The organism is Promicromonospora vindobonensis, from assembly GCF_042685865.1.
Taxonomy (GTDB): domain Bacteria; phylum Actinomycetota; class Actinomycetes; order Actinomycetales; family Cellulomonadaceae; genus Promicromonospora; species Promicromonospora vindobonensis.
The window spans coordinates 2839365-2856473 of the sequence record NZ_JBHUOG010000001.1 but is presented as its reverse complement, the minus strand read 5'-3'; the positions used below and the strand labels follow the sequence as shown (position 1 = coordinate 2856473).

General features: G+C 68.9%; 19 protein-coding genes. 18 read left to right on the top strand and 1 reads right to left on the bottom strand.

Annotated features, from left to right (window positions below):
• The first annotated feature begins 1 nt into the window (after position 1).
• The 4 genes from ACFS27_RS12925 (at position 2) to ACFS27_RS12910 (ending at position 2518) form a co-directional block, all read left to right on the top strand.
• Positions 2-496 (top strand): hypothetical protein, encoded by a 495-nt coding sequence (locus tag ACFS27_RS12925; protein WP_253878343.1) that lies wholly within the window; start codon positions 2-4, stop codon positions 494-496.
• The gene (locus ACFS27_RS12920) at positions 484-684 is read left to right on the top strand and encodes a hypothetical protein (RefSeq protein WP_377183471.1); all 201 of its coding nucleotides are present in this window, start codon (positions 484-486) and stop codon (positions 682-684) included. The genes ACFS27_RS12925 and ACFS27_RS12920 overlap by 13 nt, the downstream gene beginning before the upstream one ends.
• 39 nt (positions 685-723) lie before the next feature.
• A protein-coding gene (locus ACFS27_RS12915) for an IS3 family transposase (RefSeq protein WP_377183469.1) occupies positions 724-1985 on the top strand; the annotation gives its coding sequence in 2 pieces (ribosomal slippage) (positions 724-1069 and positions 1069-1985; 1263 coding nt in all).
• A gap of 182 nt (positions 1986-2167) precedes the next feature.
• Positions 2168-2518 carry a hypothetical protein gene (locus ACFS27_RS12910; RefSeq protein WP_253873316.1) on the top strand — a complete coding sequence of 117 codons (351 nt, stop codon included), beginning with the start codon at positions 2168-2170 and terminating at the stop codon, positions 2516-2518.
• Positions 2519-2568: 50 nt separating this feature from the next.
• Here the strand turns inward: ACFS27_RS12910 and ACFS27_RS12905 are convergent, their stop codons facing one another.
• Complete coding sequence (locus ACFS27_RS12905) at positions 2569-2973, bottom strand: hypothetical protein (protein WP_253873314.1); 405 nt, start codon at positions 2971-2973, stop codon at positions 2569-2571.
• Between the two features lie 179 nt (positions 2974-3152).
• Between ACFS27_RS12905 and ACFS27_RS12900 the strand changes: the two genes are divergently transcribed.
• The 14 genes from ACFS27_RS12900 (at position 3153) to ACFS27_RS12835 (ending at position 16489) form a co-directional block, all read left to right on the top strand.
• Positions 3153-3641, top strand: a complete 489-nt coding sequence (locus tag ACFS27_RS12900; RefSeq protein WP_253873312.1) for a tyrosine-type recombinase/integrase — start codon at positions 3153-3155, stop codon at positions 3639-3641.
• A 728-nt stretch (positions 3642-4369) separates the two neighbouring features.
• On the top strand, positions 4370-4939 hold the full coding sequence (locus ACFS27_RS12895) for a hypothetical protein (RefSeq protein ID WP_253873310.1): 570 nt from the start codon (positions 4370-4372) through the stop codon (positions 4937-4939).
• Between the two features lie 233 nt (positions 4940-5172).
• Complete coding sequence (locus tag ACFS27_RS12890; protein ID WP_377183466.1) at positions 5173-5955, top strand: hypothetical protein; 783 nt, start codon at positions 5173-5175, stop codon at positions 5953-5955.
• Between the two features lie 189 nt (positions 5956-6144).
• On the top strand, positions 6145-6663 hold the full coding sequence (locus ACFS27_RS12885; protein WP_301312736.1) for an SAF domain-containing protein: 519 nt from the start codon (positions 6145-6147) through the stop codon (positions 6661-6663).
• A gap of 1 nt (position 6664) precedes the next feature.
• On the top strand, positions 6665-7420 hold the full coding sequence (locus ACFS27_RS12880; protein ID WP_253873304.1) for a hypothetical protein: 756 nt from the start codon (positions 6665-6667) through the stop codon (positions 7418-7420).
• Entirely contained in the window at positions 7417-8964 is a 1548-nt protein-coding gene (locus ACFS27_RS12875; protein WP_253873302.1) for a CpaF family protein, read from the top strand. The genes ACFS27_RS12880 and ACFS27_RS12875 overlap by 4 nt, the downstream gene beginning before the upstream one ends.
• Before the next feature lie 2 nt (positions 8965-8966).
• Positions 8967-9890 (top strand): type II secretion system F family protein, encoded by a 924-nt coding sequence (locus ACFS27_RS12870; RefSeq protein WP_253873329.1) that lies wholly within the window; start codon positions 8967-8969, stop codon positions 9888-9890.
• Positions 9887-10795: a type II secretion system F family protein gene (locus ACFS27_RS12865; RefSeq protein WP_345375458.1), complete on the top strand. Its 909-nt coding sequence runs from the start codon at positions 9887-9889 to the stop codon at positions 10793-10795. Before ACFS27_RS12870 ends, ACFS27_RS12865 begins: the two co-directional genes overlap by 4 nt.
• 111 nt (positions 10796-10906) lie before the next feature.
• Positions 10907-11134, top strand: a complete 228-nt coding sequence (locus ACFS27_RS12860) for a hypothetical protein (protein WP_253873298.1) — start codon at positions 10907-10909, stop codon at positions 11132-11134.
• Positions 11135-11184: 50 nt separating this feature from the next.
• Positions 11185-11580, top strand: coding sequence for a TadE/TadG family type IV pilus assembly protein (locus ACFS27_RS12855; protein WP_253873296.1), 396 nt, complete (start codon positions 11185-11187; stop codon positions 11578-11580).
• A complete protein-coding gene (locus ACFS27_RS12850) occupies positions 11577-12047 on the top strand; it encodes a TadE/TadG family type IV pilus assembly protein (RefSeq protein ID WP_253873294.1) in 471 nt (156 codons plus the stop codon). Before ACFS27_RS12855 ends, ACFS27_RS12850 begins: the two co-directional genes overlap by 4 nt.
• A gap of 89 nt (positions 12048-12136) precedes the next feature.
• Positions 12137-12526 carry a pilus assembly protein gene (locus ACFS27_RS12845; RefSeq protein ID WP_253873292.1) on the top strand — a complete coding sequence of 130 codons (390 nt, stop codon included), beginning with the start codon at positions 12137-12139 and terminating at the stop codon, positions 12524-12526.
• On the top strand, positions 12523-15984 hold the full coding sequence (locus tag ACFS27_RS12840; protein ID WP_253873290.1) for a LysM peptidoglycan-binding domain-containing protein: 3462 nt from the start codon (positions 12523-12525) through the stop codon (positions 15982-15984). The genes ACFS27_RS12845 and ACFS27_RS12840 overlap by 4 nt, the downstream gene beginning before the upstream one ends.
• Before the next feature lie 109 nt (positions 15985-16093).
• On the top strand, positions 16094-16489 hold the full coding sequence (locus ACFS27_RS12835) for a hypothetical protein (protein WP_253873288.1): 396 nt from the start codon (positions 16094-16096) through the stop codon (positions 16487-16489).
• The last annotated feature ends 620 nt before the right edge of the window (positions 16490-17109 follow it).

Sequence of the window (17109 nt, the reverse complement as noted above, 5' to 3'; positions counted from 1 at the left end):
GATGGCGACCACGCCACGCCACGCCCGGACCAGCAGCCCCCGCCCCCGGCAAGCCGCGCGACCGGCCAAGAACGCAGAGCCGACGGTGAGCACCTCGCTGCGGCGCGCTGCCCGGGCCGCCTACACCCGGACCGGCACCTCGATCCCGTTCGAGCGGCGCCCACCAGCCCGGCAGGCGTACTGGACCTGGGCCGCCCGGCGCGCCCTGGAGGCCGCCCTCGACCCGGACGAGCTGGCCGATGTGATCACCGCGCACAGCCGGTACGAGTACGACCACAGGGTCGGCCTGTACCGCTGCGTGTGTGGCGGGTACCTGACCAGCGGCTGGCCAGACCACATCACCGCCGCCATCCGCGCCCACGTCCTTGGCCCCGAACCGCAAACCGGCCCGCCCGGCACAGGGGAAGTCCAGGCAACCACCAGAGGTGGAGCGCCTGACCGAGACCGCAGACGCGCACGACTACCTCACCCAGGAGGCCATCGATGGCCCGCGTGACCGGCGAGACCGTCGTCGACCGCCTGCACTACCTGCACGCGCTGGTCCAGCAGGCCGACGAGACATCCCTGGCCCTTGTGGCGTCCTCCGAGCTCGGACCGATGATCAAGGCCTTGCTTGCGGTGCTGGACGACCACACCCCCGACGAGCGGGGCCGGGGGCTTCACCCCGTTTGGTGGACACGCTGATACTGGATCGTGGATCCAGAGGAAGCGAGTTTGATCCGCATGGCTATGAAGAACTATCCGGAGGAGTTCAAGGCCGATGCTGTGGCCTTGTACGAGTCCACACCCGGGGCGACGATCAAGGGGATCGCCCGGGACTTGGGCGTCTCGCGAGAGACGTTGCGGTTATGGGTGCGCCGCGCGGCTGAGCAGCGCGGGCAGGCCGCCGTGACGGCCGGTCCGGCAGCGGGCACGACGCCCGGCGAGCCGGCGGTGCGTTCCGGTGGCCGGGTCGGGCAGCTGGAGGCACGGGTCGCCGAGCTCGAGGCAGCCAACGCTCGCCTGGAGGCTGACAAGCGCAAGCTCGCCACCGAGCGGGAGATCCTGCGCAAGGCCGCGAAGTATTTCGCGGGAGAGACGACCTGGTGAGCCGCTTCCAGTTCGTCGCCGAGCACCATCCCACCTACTCGGTGAAGCGGCTGTGCCAGGTTCTTGAGATCAACCGGTCGAGCTACTACAAGTGGCGCGACGGTGCCGCTGGTCGTGCCGCCCGGGCCAGGGCTGATGCCGGGCTGGCGGCACGGATCCGGGCCCTGCTGAAGGAGGATCCGGCTCTTGGCTCGCCGCGGGTCACGACCGAGCTGCGTAAGACCGACCCGGTCGGGCCGCCGGTGAACCACAAACGGGTCGCTCGTGTGATGCGCGAGCACGGCATCGCGGGGATCCGGCTGCGCCGACGGGTACGGACCACGGTCCCGGACCCGTCCGGGCAGAAGGTGGCCGACCTGATCAAGCGGGACTTCACCGCTCCGGCACCCAACCGCCGGTATGTCGGCGACATCACCTACCTGCCGATCGGTGGCGGGCAGTTCTTGTATCTGGCGACGGTGATCGACCTGTACTCGCGCCGTCTCGTGGGCTGGTCGCTGGCCGATCACATGCGCACCGAGCTGGTCACCGACGCCCTGCAGGCCGCCGTAGCCGAGCGGGGTTCGCTGGCCGGAGCAATCTTTCACAGCGACCACGGAGCCCAGTACGGATCGAAGGACTACGCGCAGCTGTGCGGCCGGCTGCAGGTGACTCAGTCCATGGGCGCGGTCGGCACCAGCGCCGACAACGCCCTGGCCGAGTCGTTCAACGCCACGCTGAAACGCGAGACCCTGGCCGGCGCACCCGCGTTCGACGATGCCCGCGCCTGCCGCCTCGCAGTGTTCCGCTGGATCACGCGCTACAACCTGCGCCGACCGCATTCCCGGCTCGGGAACCAGAGCCCCATCGACTACGAACACGAAACCGACCCGGCTACGCTACGGCTGGCCGCCTGACCACACGAAGACGTGTCCACTTCTCGGGGCGAAGGCCCCCGCTGCCAACGCTGCCACTCATGGCGGCCCTACTGGTGGCGCCCCAAGCACCCTTGCCGGGCCTGGGCCCTGGCCGACCACCACCTGCTGGTCGCTCCCCCGTCCCGACCATCAGGCCCGGTGCACGTCGTCGGAGGCCCGCGATGAATTCCACGACCACGCCGGGCCCCACGATGACCAGGGCGACCTACGACCGGGCTTGGGCGAGGTCAGTCATCGGCTACTGGTCGCACGTGCGTGTGCGCGACATCGACACCGAGTTCGTCACCCTCACGTTCGGGCAGGACGTCATCAAGATCATCCAGCTCACCGTCACGGCGACCTCCACTCGGGACGCCCACCGCCTGGCCCTCCTACTCGATCTACCGCCCGAGGCACCCAACCCCGCCCATGCCTGGCAGACCTGGACCGGATGGGTCTCCGACATCTCCAACCAGTGCGCAGTCCTGGTCCGCGTGACCGCACCCATCGGGTCGACCACCGAGGCGTCATGACCTGCCAGCACACCCTGCACGTCCCGGCGGCGGGCATCCGCCTAGCCTGGTCATCGGCTACCACGATCGTGATCGACCCCGGCCCGGACGAGAATGCCCGCACCCGCAACCTGGCCCGCGAGCGCTGCCTCCTCACCGGTGCGGTTGTCCTGTCCTTGGCTGGTTTGGTGATCCTGCAGGGTTCCCAGCCGGACGAACGGCCCTGGATCCTGGCCGCTGGTCTGCTTCTGAGTGCGCTCGCCTGCGCTGCCGCGCGTCCTGGCCAGCGCGCCGTGCCGCCCGGGCTTGTCGAACTGCTCGAACCCCTGCGCGTCATCGATCCCCTTCACCCGGGCGAGATCCACCGCCTGGTGTGGGAAGCCGCTGGTCTGATCGAGACCACCACGAGGCGCGGCGACATGCCAACCTGCTCTCACTGCGCGGACCGTATCGACCAGATCCACGCCCTGCTGCATGTGCTGGTCCAGCCCCACGGGGGCGGGCCGGTCCTGGCTCGGAGGTTGGACTCGAGCATGCCCGCGGCGGGCGAGACCGGGACCACCGCACGGCCGCCAGGGGCGCACATTTCCTCCTGCCCCTGGGGCTGCACATGCCCGCCGCGTCCAGGCACTCAAGCCGTGAAGCAGAAGGCACCGTGACCGAACCCGTCGCTCAGCTCATCGAGGGCTACCTCACCCCCTACCGGTGCCGGACCCTGGAGAACTACACCGGATACCTCCGCAGGTGGACAACCTGGTGCGGCACCCGCATCGACCCAGCCCGCCCCACCCGGACCGATATCGAGGCCTGGATCGGGGAGCTGCGCGAGGAAGGCCTGGGCGACAACACGATCCGCAGCTACCTGTCCGCGGTGGCCGGGCTCACCCGCTGGCTGGTCACCGAAGGGCACCTCGATACCGATCCAATGACGCACGTGCGTCGACCAGCCACACCCCGGGCAGGAGCCCGCTCGTGGCTGTCACGCCCCGAACGGGCCGCGTTCATCGCCGCCGTCCAGGACGACCCGGACCTGAACGTGCGCGCCGCGCACGCCTCCACCGCCCAGATGCCCGCATACGACCATCTGCGCAGCGTGGCCGGCGGGGACATCGCAATCCGCCTCTACGACGCGATCGCAGCCTGAACGACGATCGCAGCCACTCGACGCCGTCAGTGCCATCGTTCGAACGGCATCATCGGCGCCCGGGCAGCTTTCGTTGGGCTCCGCGTACCGGAGATACCAGGCACCCGCACCCTGGGAGGACCCAACCCAAGGTCGGATTGGTCTCTGGGCGGCGCACCCATCCATAGTCGGAGACGACCGGTCGACCAAGCATCGAGAACTCCGTTGGTGCGTGGGCCGCGACAAAGAACAATCGCACACCGCCGTGGACCCAGCATGCTCGAGCCGTCAAGCCGACCAGACACTGATCGGTCCCGATGCGCTTCCGACGCCACAAGTTCGGGGTCCACCAGGATTTCACCCTCAGAAATCGCGCTCAGACCAAGGCGCAATGGCGCCAGCATGTCCCTGCCGCGCCCCAGGGCTTCAGCGCGACCTCAATGTGTATCACTGCGTCTGCGTTTTTGACCTGCACAAACACAGGTCCGAGGGGCATCAACGCAATTTCTCCGTGCGCGATATTCGAGCGGCCCTCGTGGCACCGTGGTGTCGCGCCAGCTCTTGTTCTCGGTCCACAGGACGGCACTGGATAGCGCCGAGTTGGACAAATGACCAAGTAGCACTTATCGAGATCTGATGCAAATCTAGGCTCCCCGTTTGCACTTCACGACCGGGATCCTTCGTGGAACTCACTTCCGCACCCAGGCGAAGGAGACAGCATGAGAGTTCGGCCCAGCACGATCGCAATCGTGACCGCCGCGGTGTTTGCCGCCGCGGGGTGCACCTCTTTTGCCACAGAGCCGTCGATGTCGACGTCACCCACGACCGCAGCGAGTTCGACGTCCTCCCCTTCTCCGAGCACCAGCCCGACGACGGAAGCGCAGCATGCTGCTGCCAACGCGACGGAACTCGTGCACGAGTACTACCGCACCACCGATGCTGTTGCTACAGACCCCTCTGACCTTGAGCCGCTGAAGTCAGTGGCCACAAGTGCCGAGCTGCTCAGGCTCCAGAACACGTTCACTCAGTGGGCCGACGACGGCTGGCACAAGACCGGCGCGATTACGGTCGTCGAGCTCACAACCCAGTCTGTATCGCTGGAGGATCCCGATCCGACCATTCAGATTGACGTCTGCTACGACGTCACGGGTGTCGACGTCGTCGACAGGTCGGGAGAGTCGCAGGTCGCGACAAACCGTCCCGACCGGACCTGGGAACGACTGTGGGTGTCCAACCCGAACTACGGCGATGATCGCGAGTCCGGTTGGCTCGTTGCTGACCGCAAGACACTGGAGCGCAAGCCATGCGCCGCCCGCTGAGCCGTCTACTCGTGGCCAGTCTCGCGGCAGCGGGACTGTTCGTGCTGCATTCAGAGGTTCCTGCCATATCGCTCGGGTCTGTCTTAGGTGCTGACGGCGACTGCAAGACCGCCGTGGACCAATTCACTGGGACGTGCACGGCGGATGTGACAGTTCCCGGTCGCGGGAGCCGCACTGGCCACCACGATTCTCGCGAGTCCAGTAGATCTGCGGATGCGCAAGGTAGCGAAGGCGTGAGCCGATCGGCCAACAAGGACGACGGTAAGCCGGCGTGCGTGCGGACTGATGGCGTCAAGCCCCAGCCGGTGCCGTGCACGTCGGCGCATGGGATCTGGCAGGCGGATGCGGAGTGCTATGCGAGTGCGACGCCGTCTGATCCGCAACCGCCGCAGTCGTCGGCGGTGTGGCAGCACTTTGACGAGAACTTCGGCGTCGGCGACGAGCAGGGCAAGGTCTACGACTGCTACTACCCGTCCACAGGGCAGACGGCTCTGATCTACCTATTCGATCCGCCGACAGCCGCGCAGGCTCCGCCGACGCCGGGCGAAGTCGCACGGGAGGCGCTGGCAAAGCTGGACCTGCGGGCGGTCGAGATCGGGATGGCGCCGCAGCCGCCGGCCACGGCGGTAGTCGGGCTACCGGTCTGGTTGTGGGTCGACCATCCGTCCGAGGAGACGTTCGGCCCGGCCTCGGCGTCTGCGACCGTGCGCGGCGTGACCGTCACGGTCACGGCCAAGGTGACCGACGTCGTCTGGGACCTGGATGACGGCACCACGCTCTCCTGCGATGCCGGGACTGCGTACCGAGCCGAATTCGGGGCGACGCCGTCACCCGACTGCGGCCATGTCTTTCTGCGTGAGTCCGGCACCCGGCCGGACGGCGCTTACACGGTGACGGCTACCTCGACCTGGACGGTCGAGTGGGCTGGTGCCGGGCAGACCGGGACGATCGCCATGGACCCGTTGGTGGCCCAGACACAGGTGATCGTGGCAGAGGGTCAGGTGCTCGTGAGCTAAGCGGGCGCCCAAAAGGGGGCACAAATGTCCGAATCCACCACCACACGACAGAACGCAACCGACCATGAACCAGCGGCTACCCGGCCGCCCATTGCACCGCCAGTGTTACGACGCCAGCCCTGGCTCGCGGTCCTGGCCTGCGCGGCGTTGGCCACCGGCGGTGTGCTCGGCCTGGTCACATGGATGCTCATGTCCACGTCGCAGGACATCGTGATCGCGGCCCACGACCTGGACGCCTACGAGGTGGTGGATGCTGACGACGTCCAGGTCGTCTCGGTCACCCTGGACCCTTCGGTCTCGGCCATCCCCGGTCGGGATGCTGCCGCACTGATCGGTCAGCGCGTCACCGGCGCGGTCGAGGCGGGCGGGGTCCTGTCCCCCGGCTTGGTGTCCGAGGACGCGTTCCCGCCCGAGGGGCAGTCGGTGGTCAGGGTGACGTTGACCCCGGATCAGTCCGGTGAGCTCTCGCTGGAACCGGGTGACGCGGTGCGGGTTGTCGTGTCCGCTGCGACCGCTCAGTCCGACGCCGAGCCGACCTACACCTCGGCGCAGGTCGCGGCTGTCCGCGTAGGCGCATCGCGGACCGTCGTGGAGGTGCTGGTCCCGCACGAGGAAGCTGTTGCACTGTCGGATGCCGTGGTCGCCGGACGGGCTTCCCTCGTCCACGACTCCGCCGTGACTTCGGATGCCGCCGGCGGGGGTGAGTGAGGTGGCCGTGATCGCTCTCGCCTCGACGAACGGTGCGCCAGGTGTCAGCAGCACCTGCCTGGGCCTGACGTTGGCCTGGCCAAGGCCCGTGTTGTTGCTCGAGGCCGACCCGCGCGGGTTGTCCGCGCTGCTGGCGGGGTGGTTCCAGGGCGCCGGGCCCTACGAGACGGGCCTGGTCGAGCTCGCGCTGTCGTCGCTGGCCCCGGCGGACGCTCTGCGGGAGGTCGCGCTGCCCTTCGAGGGGACGCAGGCGTCGTTCGTGGCCGGCCTGCGGACACACACCCAGGCCCCGACGCTGCGTGGACAGTGGGAGCCGATCGCCCAGGCGCTGGCCGAGCTTGACGCCGAAGGCACCGACGTGATCGTGGACGCCGGCGCGCTCGGCTACCCAGGCTCACCAGGTCCGGTGCTCGCTTCGGCCGACGTGACCCTCCTGACCCTGAGGTCATCGCTGCCGTCCCTGGCAGGCGCTCGTCCGTGGGCCGACGTCGTGGTGCGCGAGTCGCTGTGGCGCAACCCAGGTCTGCTGCTAGTCGGTGAGAAGCGCCCCTACACGGGGCGTGAGATAGCCGCTTCCCTGTCCCTTCCCTTGATGGCGCAGGTGGCCTGGGACCCCAAGGGCGCCGAGTTCTACTCCCAGGGCAGCAGGCAGCCGGGCTCGTTCGAGACCAGCAAATACGTGCGATCGCTGAATGCCGCGGTCGCAACGCTGCAGACCGTGCTCGCGCACCACCGCACCCTGGAGGTGCGCGCATGACCGCTCTGCGTGACACCCGATCCGCCGATGACAGCAGCCCTGACTACGACCTGCCCCGTCCCACGTCGATCCCGTTCCTGACCGAACCACTGCCCGACACGACCACTGTGGCACCGACTACTCCTGGACTATCTGCCGGCACGGGTGCCAACCCGTGGGTGGCGCCGTCCGGCACGGTACACCTCGGCCCCGACGTGAACTGGAGCCTGGTGGCCAGTCTGCGCACGCAGGCGTCGAAGGACCTGGCAGCGCGGGCCTCAGCCGCGGAGGGCCCTCTCGACCGTCCCGCCCGCGAGCAACTCGCTTGGGACATCATCCAGGGCTTGATCGCGCAGATCAGGGTCAGCCGGGCGAACACCGACGGCGGCACGTTGAGCACTCTGCAGCAAAGTGAGCTGGCGCAGGCGGTGTTCGACGCTCTGTACCGGATGGGCCGGCTGCAACCGCTCCTGGAGGACAAGCGCGTCGAGAACGTCCTGATCTACGGCTTCGACGAGGTGTGGCTCGAGCTCAACGACGGCGCCTTGGTCGCCGGCCCGCAGGTCGCCGACAGCGACGAGCAACTCATCGAGTTCTTGCAGTTCCTCGCCTCCCGTTCCGAGGCCAACCCGCGGATCTTCTCCGAGGCGCGGCCACGCCTGCACCTGCAGCTGGACGACGGGTCACGACTGGCCGCGGTCGCCTGGGTCACCCCGCGACCCCAGGTCACCATCCGCCGCCACCGCGTCGTCGAGGTCTCCCTGGACGACCTCGCCCGGGACGGCGTCATGACCCCGTTGGCGGCGCAGTTCCTAGCCGCGGCGGTCCGGGACCGACGCTCCATCGTGGTGTCCGGCTCTCCCGGTGCGGGCAAGACGACGCTCGTGCGGGCCTTGTGCTCGCACATCCACCCGCTCGAGCAGATCGCCACCATCGAAACAGAGGCCGAGCTGCGTCTGCAGGAGCGGCGGCGGTTCGTGCGGGCGTGGGAGGCACGACCAGGCACGGGGGAGATCGGCCCGGACGGGCGGCAGGCCGGCGAGTACACGCTGTCCGACGCCGTGTGGGACAGCCTGCGGTTCAACGTGCAGCGGACCGTCGTCGGCGAGATCCGCGGGCCTGAGGTGATCGCGATGCTCAAGACGATGGAGAACGGGTCCGGATCGTTGTCCACGACCCACGCCCGGGGCGCCATCGACGCGATCGAGAAGCTGACCACGTGCGCTATGGAGGCCGGCGCCCAGTTCACCCACGACATGGTGACCGCCAAGCTGGCCCAGGCGATCGACTTGGTGGTCCACATCGAACTGACCCTCCCCGACGAGGACGACGAGCATGCCCACCGTGGTGGTGCTCGCCCTGCCACGGTCCGGCGGCGGGTGACCGAGATCGTGGCGATCAGCCGCGGCGACCAGCCCGGGACATTCGCGTCTACTCGGGTGTTCACCACCGGACCTGACGGTCAACTGGTGCCCGGTGTGCTGCCGGACGAGTACCGCAGCCTCGCCCGGCGCCGTTTCGACCTGGCCGCCTACGCAGCCGCCCAGAGCATCGGGGGCCGGTGACCATGTGGCTCGCGATCACCACCGGTGCTCTCATCGGGCTCAGTGTCTTCTTCCTGGTCGCCTGGTGGCGGGCATGGGCCCTCCTCCCACGCCCAGGCACCTGGCACCGCAGCCGCCTCGCGCGTGTCTCGCGCCGCAGTTGGATGCTGATCGGAGCGGGACTGGTCGGCGGGATCGTCGTCTGGACAGTCACGGGGATGCTGCTCGCGCTGGTCGGGATCCCCGCCGCGGTGATCGGCCTGCCCGCGCTGTTGTCCAATCGGGCCGAGACCGATCAGATCGCTCGCCTGGACGCCATGGCCGAGTGGTGTCGCTCGCTCGCCGGGGTGATCACCGTCGGGATCGGCCTGGAGCAGGCACTGCGGGACTCGCAACGGGCAGCCCCGGCACCGATCAAGAAGCCCGTCGAACAGCTCGTTCACCGGGTGGACGCCCGGTGGGACACCGAAGCGGCGGTCCGGGCGTTCGCCGAAGACCTTCACGACCCGACCGGTGACCTCATCGCCATTGAGCTCTCGCTGGCCGCTCGCCGTCGCGGCACCGGGCTGGCTGCGATGCTGGAGGCGGTGGCCGACTCGGCAGCAGCCGATGTTCGCTCGCGCCGTCAGGTCGCGGCAGACCGGGCCAAGTCCCGGGCCACGGCTCGCTGGGTGACGATCCTTTTCGTCGGTGTGCTGGTCGCCCTGGCGTTCAGCGGGGAGTACGCCGAGCCGTACACCACCGTCCTGGGACAGGTGGTCCTCGCGGCGCTGATCGGTGCCTACCTCGGCACGCTGGTCTGGCTGGACCGTATCGCCCGGGGCAAGCCGCCTGCCCGGAGCCTCGGCGTTCAGGCTCGCGCGGAACGTGACCGGCGTGTGCGCGCCACGGTTCTCACCTCCCCTGTCCCGTCTGCCCCGGTCGGCGCCTGGGGAGGGGCGTCATGACCGGCCTGGCCGGCGCCGTGATCGTCGGCGGCCTCCTTGCTCTCGGGTTGACGCTGCTGGGCATCTACTTCTTTGCGCCCGCCCGGGTCGATCCCGTCAAGGCGCTGGCTGCACTGGCCCCGTCGCGCACCATGATCCCGAGTGTCCGGGTCCAGCCCGCACCGCAGGACGGTGTCGAACGCCTCGGGACTTGGGCGATGCGCAACGTGCCCGACACGGTATGGCTGCGGACCCCGGTCAAGGAACTGAATCTGCTGGGCCGGTCGCTGACCCGGTTCTACGGAGAGAGGATCGTGTTCGCCGCCTATGGTCTGGCGATCGCGCCCCTGGCCGTTTGGGTCGTGGGCCTGTTCGGGCTGGAGCTGCCGCCGGTGGTCTCCGTAGCCGGTGCGGTCTTCCTGGCCGTGGTGATGTTCTTCGTCCCGAACTACAACGCCATCGACGACGCGAAGAAGATGCGCACCGAGCTGCGGCGAGAGGTAGCCACCTACGTCGAAGCGGTCGCCTTCGAACGTGCCGGCGGGTCCGGTGTGCGGCAGGCCATGGAACACGCCGCCGCGGCCGGTGACCACTGGGTCTGGGCCCGGATCAGCCAGGAGCTGACCCAGTCACGCACCTCCGGGCAATCCCCCTGGGACGCACTGGAAGCCCTCGGGGACGAGCTGACCTTGCCGGAGCTGGCGAACGTCGCCCACGTGCTGCGCCTGGCGGGCGAGGAGGGCACCGCCGTCGCAGCCAGTCTGCAGGCGCAACGGACCGCGCTGCGTGCAGCGCTGGTCACCGATGACCTGGCCGCCGCCAACGCGGCCAACGAACGCATGGACATACCCCGATCCCTGCTCGGTGTCGTGTTTCTCGCGCTGCTGATGGCCCCCGCCGTCCTGCGGATCTTCCAGAACACCTGACCCCCACTCCCCTGCCCGCATAACCACCCGGATTCGAAGAAGGAGGGGCCCGCCCATCAGTACCCCAGACCCGGCGGCTGACGTCGCCGGACCGACGGAAGGACCACCCTCATGCTTCACCTGTACGTCACCCTCCAGGTAGCCCAGACCATGCTCTTCGACCGGCTCACGGACCCGTCACGACGGCAGCGGACCGAGCTCGATCGGGAGGCCGGCGGGATCACGCTGGAGTTCGTCTCCTGGGCAGTCGCCCTGCTCGTCGTGGCCGGGATCGTGATCGCCGTGGTGACCCAGTACGCCGAGTCCGAGTCGGCAAAGATCATCAGCCCGAACCCCTGACCATGATGACCCCACGGCCGGCTGCTCGACAGCGAGCGACCCGACAGAAAGTGACCGGGCCCGGGCGGCGCGACGACCGAGGCTCCATCACGCTCGAGATGATCGTCGCACTGCCCGCCCTGCTCGGGCTGTTCTTCATCTGTGTGCAGGCCGGGCTGGTCCATCACGCCCGGCAGGTCGTGATCGCCGCAGCCAACCAGGGCGCGTTCGCCGCCGCGGCCGAGTACGGCACCGGCACCGACGGCACCGCTGCCGCGACGTCGTTCCTGGACCAGGTCGGCGACGACGCGCTGACCGAGTGGTCGGTGAGTGCCACCCGTAACGCCACGACCGTGCAAGTCCAGATCACGGCACAGGCCTACTCAATCCTGCCCGGATTCGAACCCGAGGTCTCCGCCGTCGCCTCGGCGCCAGCGGAAACCCTCACCCGAAGCGTGACCCCATGAATCACATCAACGCTGCCCGCGCCGCCAAGAGGCACACCGGCGCCGCTCGCACCGGAAACACCGAGGCGGGCTCGGCGTCGCTCGAGATGGCCGTGAATGTGGTGGGTTTCGGGCTGCTGCTGGCCCTGGTCCTGCTGGCAGGCCGGGTGGTGACGGCACGACAGGTGGTCGAGACCGCCGCCTACGACGCCGCCCGCACCGCCTCCATCACCCGCGACATCACGCTCGCCCCCGCGCGGGCGCAGGAAGCTGCCAGCGCGAGCCTTACCAACCAGGACCTGACATGCATGTCGAGCAGCACGAGCGTGGACACCTCGCGGTACTCGTCCACCCCCGGTGAGCCATCACAGATCACCGTCACTGTGTCGTGCGAGGTCAACCTCACCGACCTCGCCCTCGGGCCCATCACCCACACCGTGAGCCGAGCAGCCACCTCGCCGGTTGATTCGTGGAGGTCGACCTCATGAACCGCAACGAGCCGCATACAACTCGCCCCGTCGAGCCCGTTCGGCGTTGGTGCTCGCGCCGCGACCGCGAAGCTGATCAGGGTGGCTCGGTGTCCGTGTGGATGATCACCGCCACCGTCGGCCTCATCCTGATCGTCGGCGTGGTCCTGGACCTCGGCTCCCAGCTGCACGCCCAGCAGCACGCCTACGCGGTGGCCGCCCAGGCTGCCCGGACCGGCGGCCAGCAGCTGGACGCCGCCAGCGTGCTCGCCGGCGGCGACTTCACCGTCGACCCTGCCGCCGCCGTCGACGCCGCGAGCGTCTTCCTAGCCGAGTCGGACATGCCTGGCACCGCGTGGGTGGAGGGTGACCAGGTCCATGTCGCCGTCCGCGACACCTACACGCCACAGATCCTGGGCCGGATCGGTCTGGGACCGTTCCCGGTCGAGGTGACTGCCTCGGCTCGTCTGGTCCGCGTCGTGGGAGGAGCAGAACAATGACCCGCACCACCAACCACCAGCTCCCTGTCTACTCCGCTACGCGGCCCGGCGAACCGCCAGCTCGTGTCACCGCGGCGGACAGGTTGCGTGGCCTGGGTGCGATGCTCTGTGTCCTGCTCCTGGTAGTCGGGCTCCCGGCCGGTCTGTTGGCCGCACGGCCACTGGTGCTGCCGGCCTGGTTGGACCTGGAGACGGCGCGCATCGTGCTCCTCGGCGGCGATGTGTCCCGCGTGCTCCTGCTGCTCGGGTACGCCGTCGCCTGGCTCATCTGGGCCTGGCTGACCTGGAAGGTCCTGGTCGAGGTCGCGCGACAGACACGGCAACTGCACCGCCCACACCTGGCACCCGTGCCCGTGGGCCTGGTTGGCCGGCTCGTGGCCACCATGTCGATGCTGGTCGTGTCCCTGCCCCTAAACCCCGCTCTCGCTGCGCCGTCGGCCGCAGTCGGCGTCGCGCCCGCCCCCGACGCCGCCGTTGGCCCGGCTACCGAGCGTGCGCCTGGGCGAACAGCCGACACGGTCGACGGAAGCCCGAACTCCGATGCGCCGGCCGCCTCGGCGAGGACCAAGGGACACGCTGGTGACGAGGCCGTCAGTCGTCCGGAGGCTCGGGTTGTGTCGTACGTGGTGCGACGGGGCGACACGCTGTGGGGTCTGGCCGAGTCGAGGTTTGGCGATGGACGTCGCTACACCGAGATCCACGACCTCAACAGGGACACCCTCGGGCCCAACCCTGGTCTCTTGCCCGCCGGGGCGACCATCCTGCTGCCCGACTCAACACCGGACACCCGTGATGACGAGGCCGAGGGCACGGACAGTGCGAAGCACACGGTCCGTCCCGGAGAGACCCTGACCGGGATCGCACGGGACCACTACGGCGACCCTGCCAGGTACACGACCATCGCCCAGGCATCAAAGGACACCGTCCAACCCGGCGGCGAGCACCTCACCGATCCCGACCACATCAAGCCGGGGTGGATCCTCACGCTGCCCGGCTCTCGAGCCGCCGAGCCCGAGACAGACTTCGCCGCGCACAAGGAGCTCCCGTCCCAGGGTGCCCATCCGACGCAGCCCAAACCGACTCGGAACGCATCCGGCGAGCCCGCCCCGGTTCCCCGTCCAGACGCAGATAACGACGATCAGGCTGAGGATCGTCCTGCCGTGCCGGGGCCTACGGGCTCGCGCGCAGACTCCCCCTGGGTCACCCCCACGCCGCAGGTCGATGATCAGGGCTCCAACGAGGACGACGACGAGACCGGCCAGGCAGAGGGGTCCTCGCAGGACGCCGAGGACGAGGCTTCGGCGTGGTTACTGCCCGGTGTCGCGGCCGGCGGCGCGATCCTGGCCGCCGGTCTGCACGTCACAGTCACCCGCGCGCGCAGCCGCCGGGAGCGGTTGCGCCGGCCCGGCCGCATGGTTGCGCCGACCCCGCCCGACCTGGTGCCCGCCGTCGCCACGGCGAGATTCGTCGGCGGCGACCGCGTGTCCGACGTGCAGCGCCTGGACCGCCTCCTGCGCGCCCTGGCCGGCCCCCACCTCGTGTCCGGCCTCCCCCGCCCACAACTCGCCGCCGTCGAGCTCACCGCCGACCAGGCGGTCCTGCACCTGACCGCACCCGCCACACTGCCTGAACCATGGACCGGTGACGGCACGCGGTGGGCGACGCCCTTAGCCGCGGCTCCACAGGAGTGCCGGGACCTGGTGCCGTACCCGGTACTGGTCACCGTCGGGGTCGACCAGGACGGGCACGCCTGGCTGCTCGACCTCGAGCACCTGCGGACCGTCGCGGTGACCGGAGACGACGAAAACGTGATCGCGTTCGGCAGGCACCTGGTCGCCGAGCTCGCCGTGAACCCGTGGACGGTCAACCTCACCACCCACGCCGCCGGCATCGGGCACGGCGCCGCCGGACTGTCGCAGTACCGGGTCGAGGAGGACGAGGACACCGCGTTCCTCGACCCGATCACCACCTATGTGCGCCACAGCGCCAGCGAGACGCCGGGCGAGGACCACGAGTGGTTCCACGCCGTCGTGACCACCAAGCCCAGTGACGAGCTCAGTGCCCTCGGAACCGCGATCCATGCTCACCCTGGCCGGGCCAGTGCTGTCGTGATCACGCTCGGCGTCGAGCCACGGCCCGACGACGTCGTCCTGGCAATGCTGGACGGACGACTGCGGATCGAACTGCCGGACGCGGGACTCGACCTGGACCTGGTCCCGGCCCGGATAAGCGGCGAAGAGCTGGCCGCCTGTGCCCGTCTCGTCGAGGTCACCCGGGACCCGTCCGACGTTGCCAACCCGCTCGCCGACACCATCACCGGACGAGCGATCGCGGACGACGCCACCGCGCCCACGGTTCAGGTGACCGAGCGTCCGGACGATCCCGACACCGCGGCGGGGCCTTGGTCGATCCTGCCGGGCACCGACGTCGAGTACATCACCCGGACCGCGAACACTCGCGAGGACCTCTCCCGACTCGCGCCCGTCGTCCAGCCGGCCGACGCCCGCCCCGACGGCGAGGGCCTAAGTCGTGTCGGTGACGAGGTCGCTCGACACGATCAGGCGGACATGGACGCGGCTCTGGATCAGGACCTGGCCGACTGGTGGAACCAGGACACCGACAGACCACGTATCGAGGTCCTGGGCGCCGTGTCGATGTGGGGCGCCGGACCGGCGATCACCGACCCGACCCCGACCGTGCGCAAGGCGATCAAGGCGGTCACGGAACGAGAGTCGATGTTCACCCACCTGGCAGCGTTCATCGCGCTGCACCCCCGGGGAGTGACGCTCGAACAGGTCGAGCTGGTCACCGGCGCGGTCAGCAACGACGTCCGCTACCGGATCACGAGCCTGCGCCACTACCTCGGGACCCGACCTGACGGCACGTCGCGCATTCCGCACGGCAAGGCGGGCCGGCCAAAAGCAGACGATCCTCCGCACCTGTACCGAATCGAAAACGCCCTGGTCGACGCCCACCTCTTCCGCCGCCTCTACCAGCGAGCCATCCGACGCGGCGCGGACGGCCTGCCCGACCTCGTGACGGCCCTGGAACTGGTCGGCGGGAGACCCTTCACCCTCGCCAAGGATGACCCCCGGTGGCTGTGGGCCGCCGAGAGCGAAGGCCTGGCCGATCAGTACACCGCTCTGATCGGAGACGTGGCGCACCTGGTCGTCACGCGTGCCATCCTCGACGGCGACCTGGCCCTGGCGCGCCGCGCGTGCGAAACCTGGCGCGCGTGCGACCCTGCCAGCGAAGCACTCGCCGCCGACGACCGGCTCACCACCCTCGCCGAAGGGCACCCCGACCAGGCACGGCAGATCGCCGCAGAGCTCTGGACACGCAATGACGACGAGACCGGCCCGACCGGACCCAGCGAACGCACGCAACGGATTACCGAGGCCCACGACGGCTACGCCGCCGAACGAGTAGAGGCCACGGCTCGCCCCGACGAGAAGTAGTGCGGTCTGGGCTGCCTGCCACGCCGCGCGGACGTTCATCGCAGACTTCGGCCGACGGCTGGTGTAGTCCGCCTTGACTTGAATAGAACAAGCGTTCGATAGTTGCGCTATGGGCACCACGAAGAAGGCTCGACTGCTCGCGAAGTACCAGCAATGCGCACAGGCCGCCGGACGCGGCGACCTGACTGAGCTACTCGGCTTGGCCGCCGATCCCACCTTGACCGGGGAGATGCTCGCGACAATCGCGCCGGGCAATCGCGAGCGTGACGCCGACGTCGAACTCGTCCATGCCATCCTCGATCACCCGTCATGCAGCGAGGGCATCGCCTCCCGGTACATGACGCACCGCGACCCCGCCATCCGCCTTCGGATCGCGACGTTTCCCTCCGTCACTGGTGCGTCGCTAGAGATCCTCGCAGTCGACACCGATCAGCGGGTACGCGATGCCGCCACCGCCCAGCTAGAACGCTTGAACAGCACTCGCACGACCCGCGACTGGCGCTGACCCTCCCACCGAAGTCGTTGAACCTGCCCCCATCAAAGGCCAGACTTCGGGTCCGGTGCCGGCCGCCGGATACCACAACGAATCTCGCGCTCCGACTGGCGGTCGCCTAGGAAGTTGAGCGGGCCTGCACGGCATGGACTCGTCAGACTTCGATGTCGGTGGCTCCGTGTAGAACTGGCCACGTTGACGCTGGTGCGAAACCCAAGGGGTCAGGATGACGGATCGCGCGCGGGGCGGCGGGGGTACCGCCGCCACAGCTGGGCATGCAGATACCCATGACGAGGCGCTGGCGAGTCTCGATTGGTCGAACGTCGCTCCGTGTGCTGGATGGCGACAAGAACTCCGTGTTCGCCTGCCCACGCTCCAGCGTGCCGGCGAGGTGGCTCGCTGACGTGCGTGACGCAGGGTTCATCTGGTTCGTCTACGGGGGCCGTTCCGCCCTCGAACGAACGCAGATCATGGAGGGCACGTACGAGAGGTCCAACGCCTTCATCAGGCTTTCCCGCCGGTGGTCCTGGCGATAACGACAAGGCACCGTGGTCAGATGGTCCGGCAGTAACGACATCAACTTCGCAAGCAGCGACCAGCCGTCCATCCGCCAACTGACACCCGCGCTGGGA

Coding starts and splice junctions, on each gene's coding strand:
- ACFS27_RS12835 (WP_253873288.1), top strand. CDS start 16,094: ATGGGCACCACGAAGAAGGCTCGACTGCTCGCGAAGTACCAGCAATGC.
- ACFS27_RS12885 (WP_301312736.1), top strand. CDS start 6,145: ATGTCCACGTCGCAGGACATCGTGATCGCGGCCCACGACCTGGACGCC.
- ACFS27_RS12920 (WP_377183471.1), top strand. CDS start 484: ATGGCCCGCGTGACCGGCGAGACCGTCGTCGACCGCCTGCACTACCTG.
- ACFS27_RS12860 (WP_253873298.1), top strand. CDS start 10,907: ATGCTTCACCTGTACGTCACCCTCCAGGTAGCCCAGACCATGCTCTTC.
- ACFS27_RS12910 (WP_253873316.1), top strand. CDS start 2,168: ATGAATTCCACGACCACGCCGGGCCCCACGATGACCAGGGCGACCTAC.
- ACFS27_RS12875 (WP_253873302.1), top strand. CDS start 7,417: ATGACCGCTCTGCGTGACACCCGATCCGCCGATGACAGCAGCCCTGAC.
- ACFS27_RS12840 (WP_253873290.1), top strand. CDS start 12,523: ATGACCCGCACCACCAACCACCAGCTCCCTGTCTACTCCGCTACGCGG.
- ACFS27_RS12865 (WP_345375458.1), top strand. CDS start 9,887: ATGACCGGCCTGGCCGGCGCCGTGATCGTCGGCGGCCTCCTTGCTCTC.
- ACFS27_RS12925 (WP_253878343.1), top strand. CDS start 2: ATGGCGACCACGCCACGCCACGCCCGGACCAGCAGCCCCCGCCCCCGG.
- ACFS27_RS12905 (WP_253873314.1), bottom strand. CDS start 2,973: ATGCAGCAGGGCGTGGATCTGGTCGATACGGTCCGCGCAGTGAGAGCA.
- ACFS27_RS12850 (WP_253873294.1), top strand. CDS start 11,577: ATGAATCACATCAACGCTGCCCGCGCCGCCAAGAGGCACACCGGCGCC.
- ACFS27_RS12870 (WP_253873329.1), top strand. CDS start 8,967: ATGTGGCTCGCGATCACCACCGGTGCTCTCATCGGGCTCAGTGTCTTC.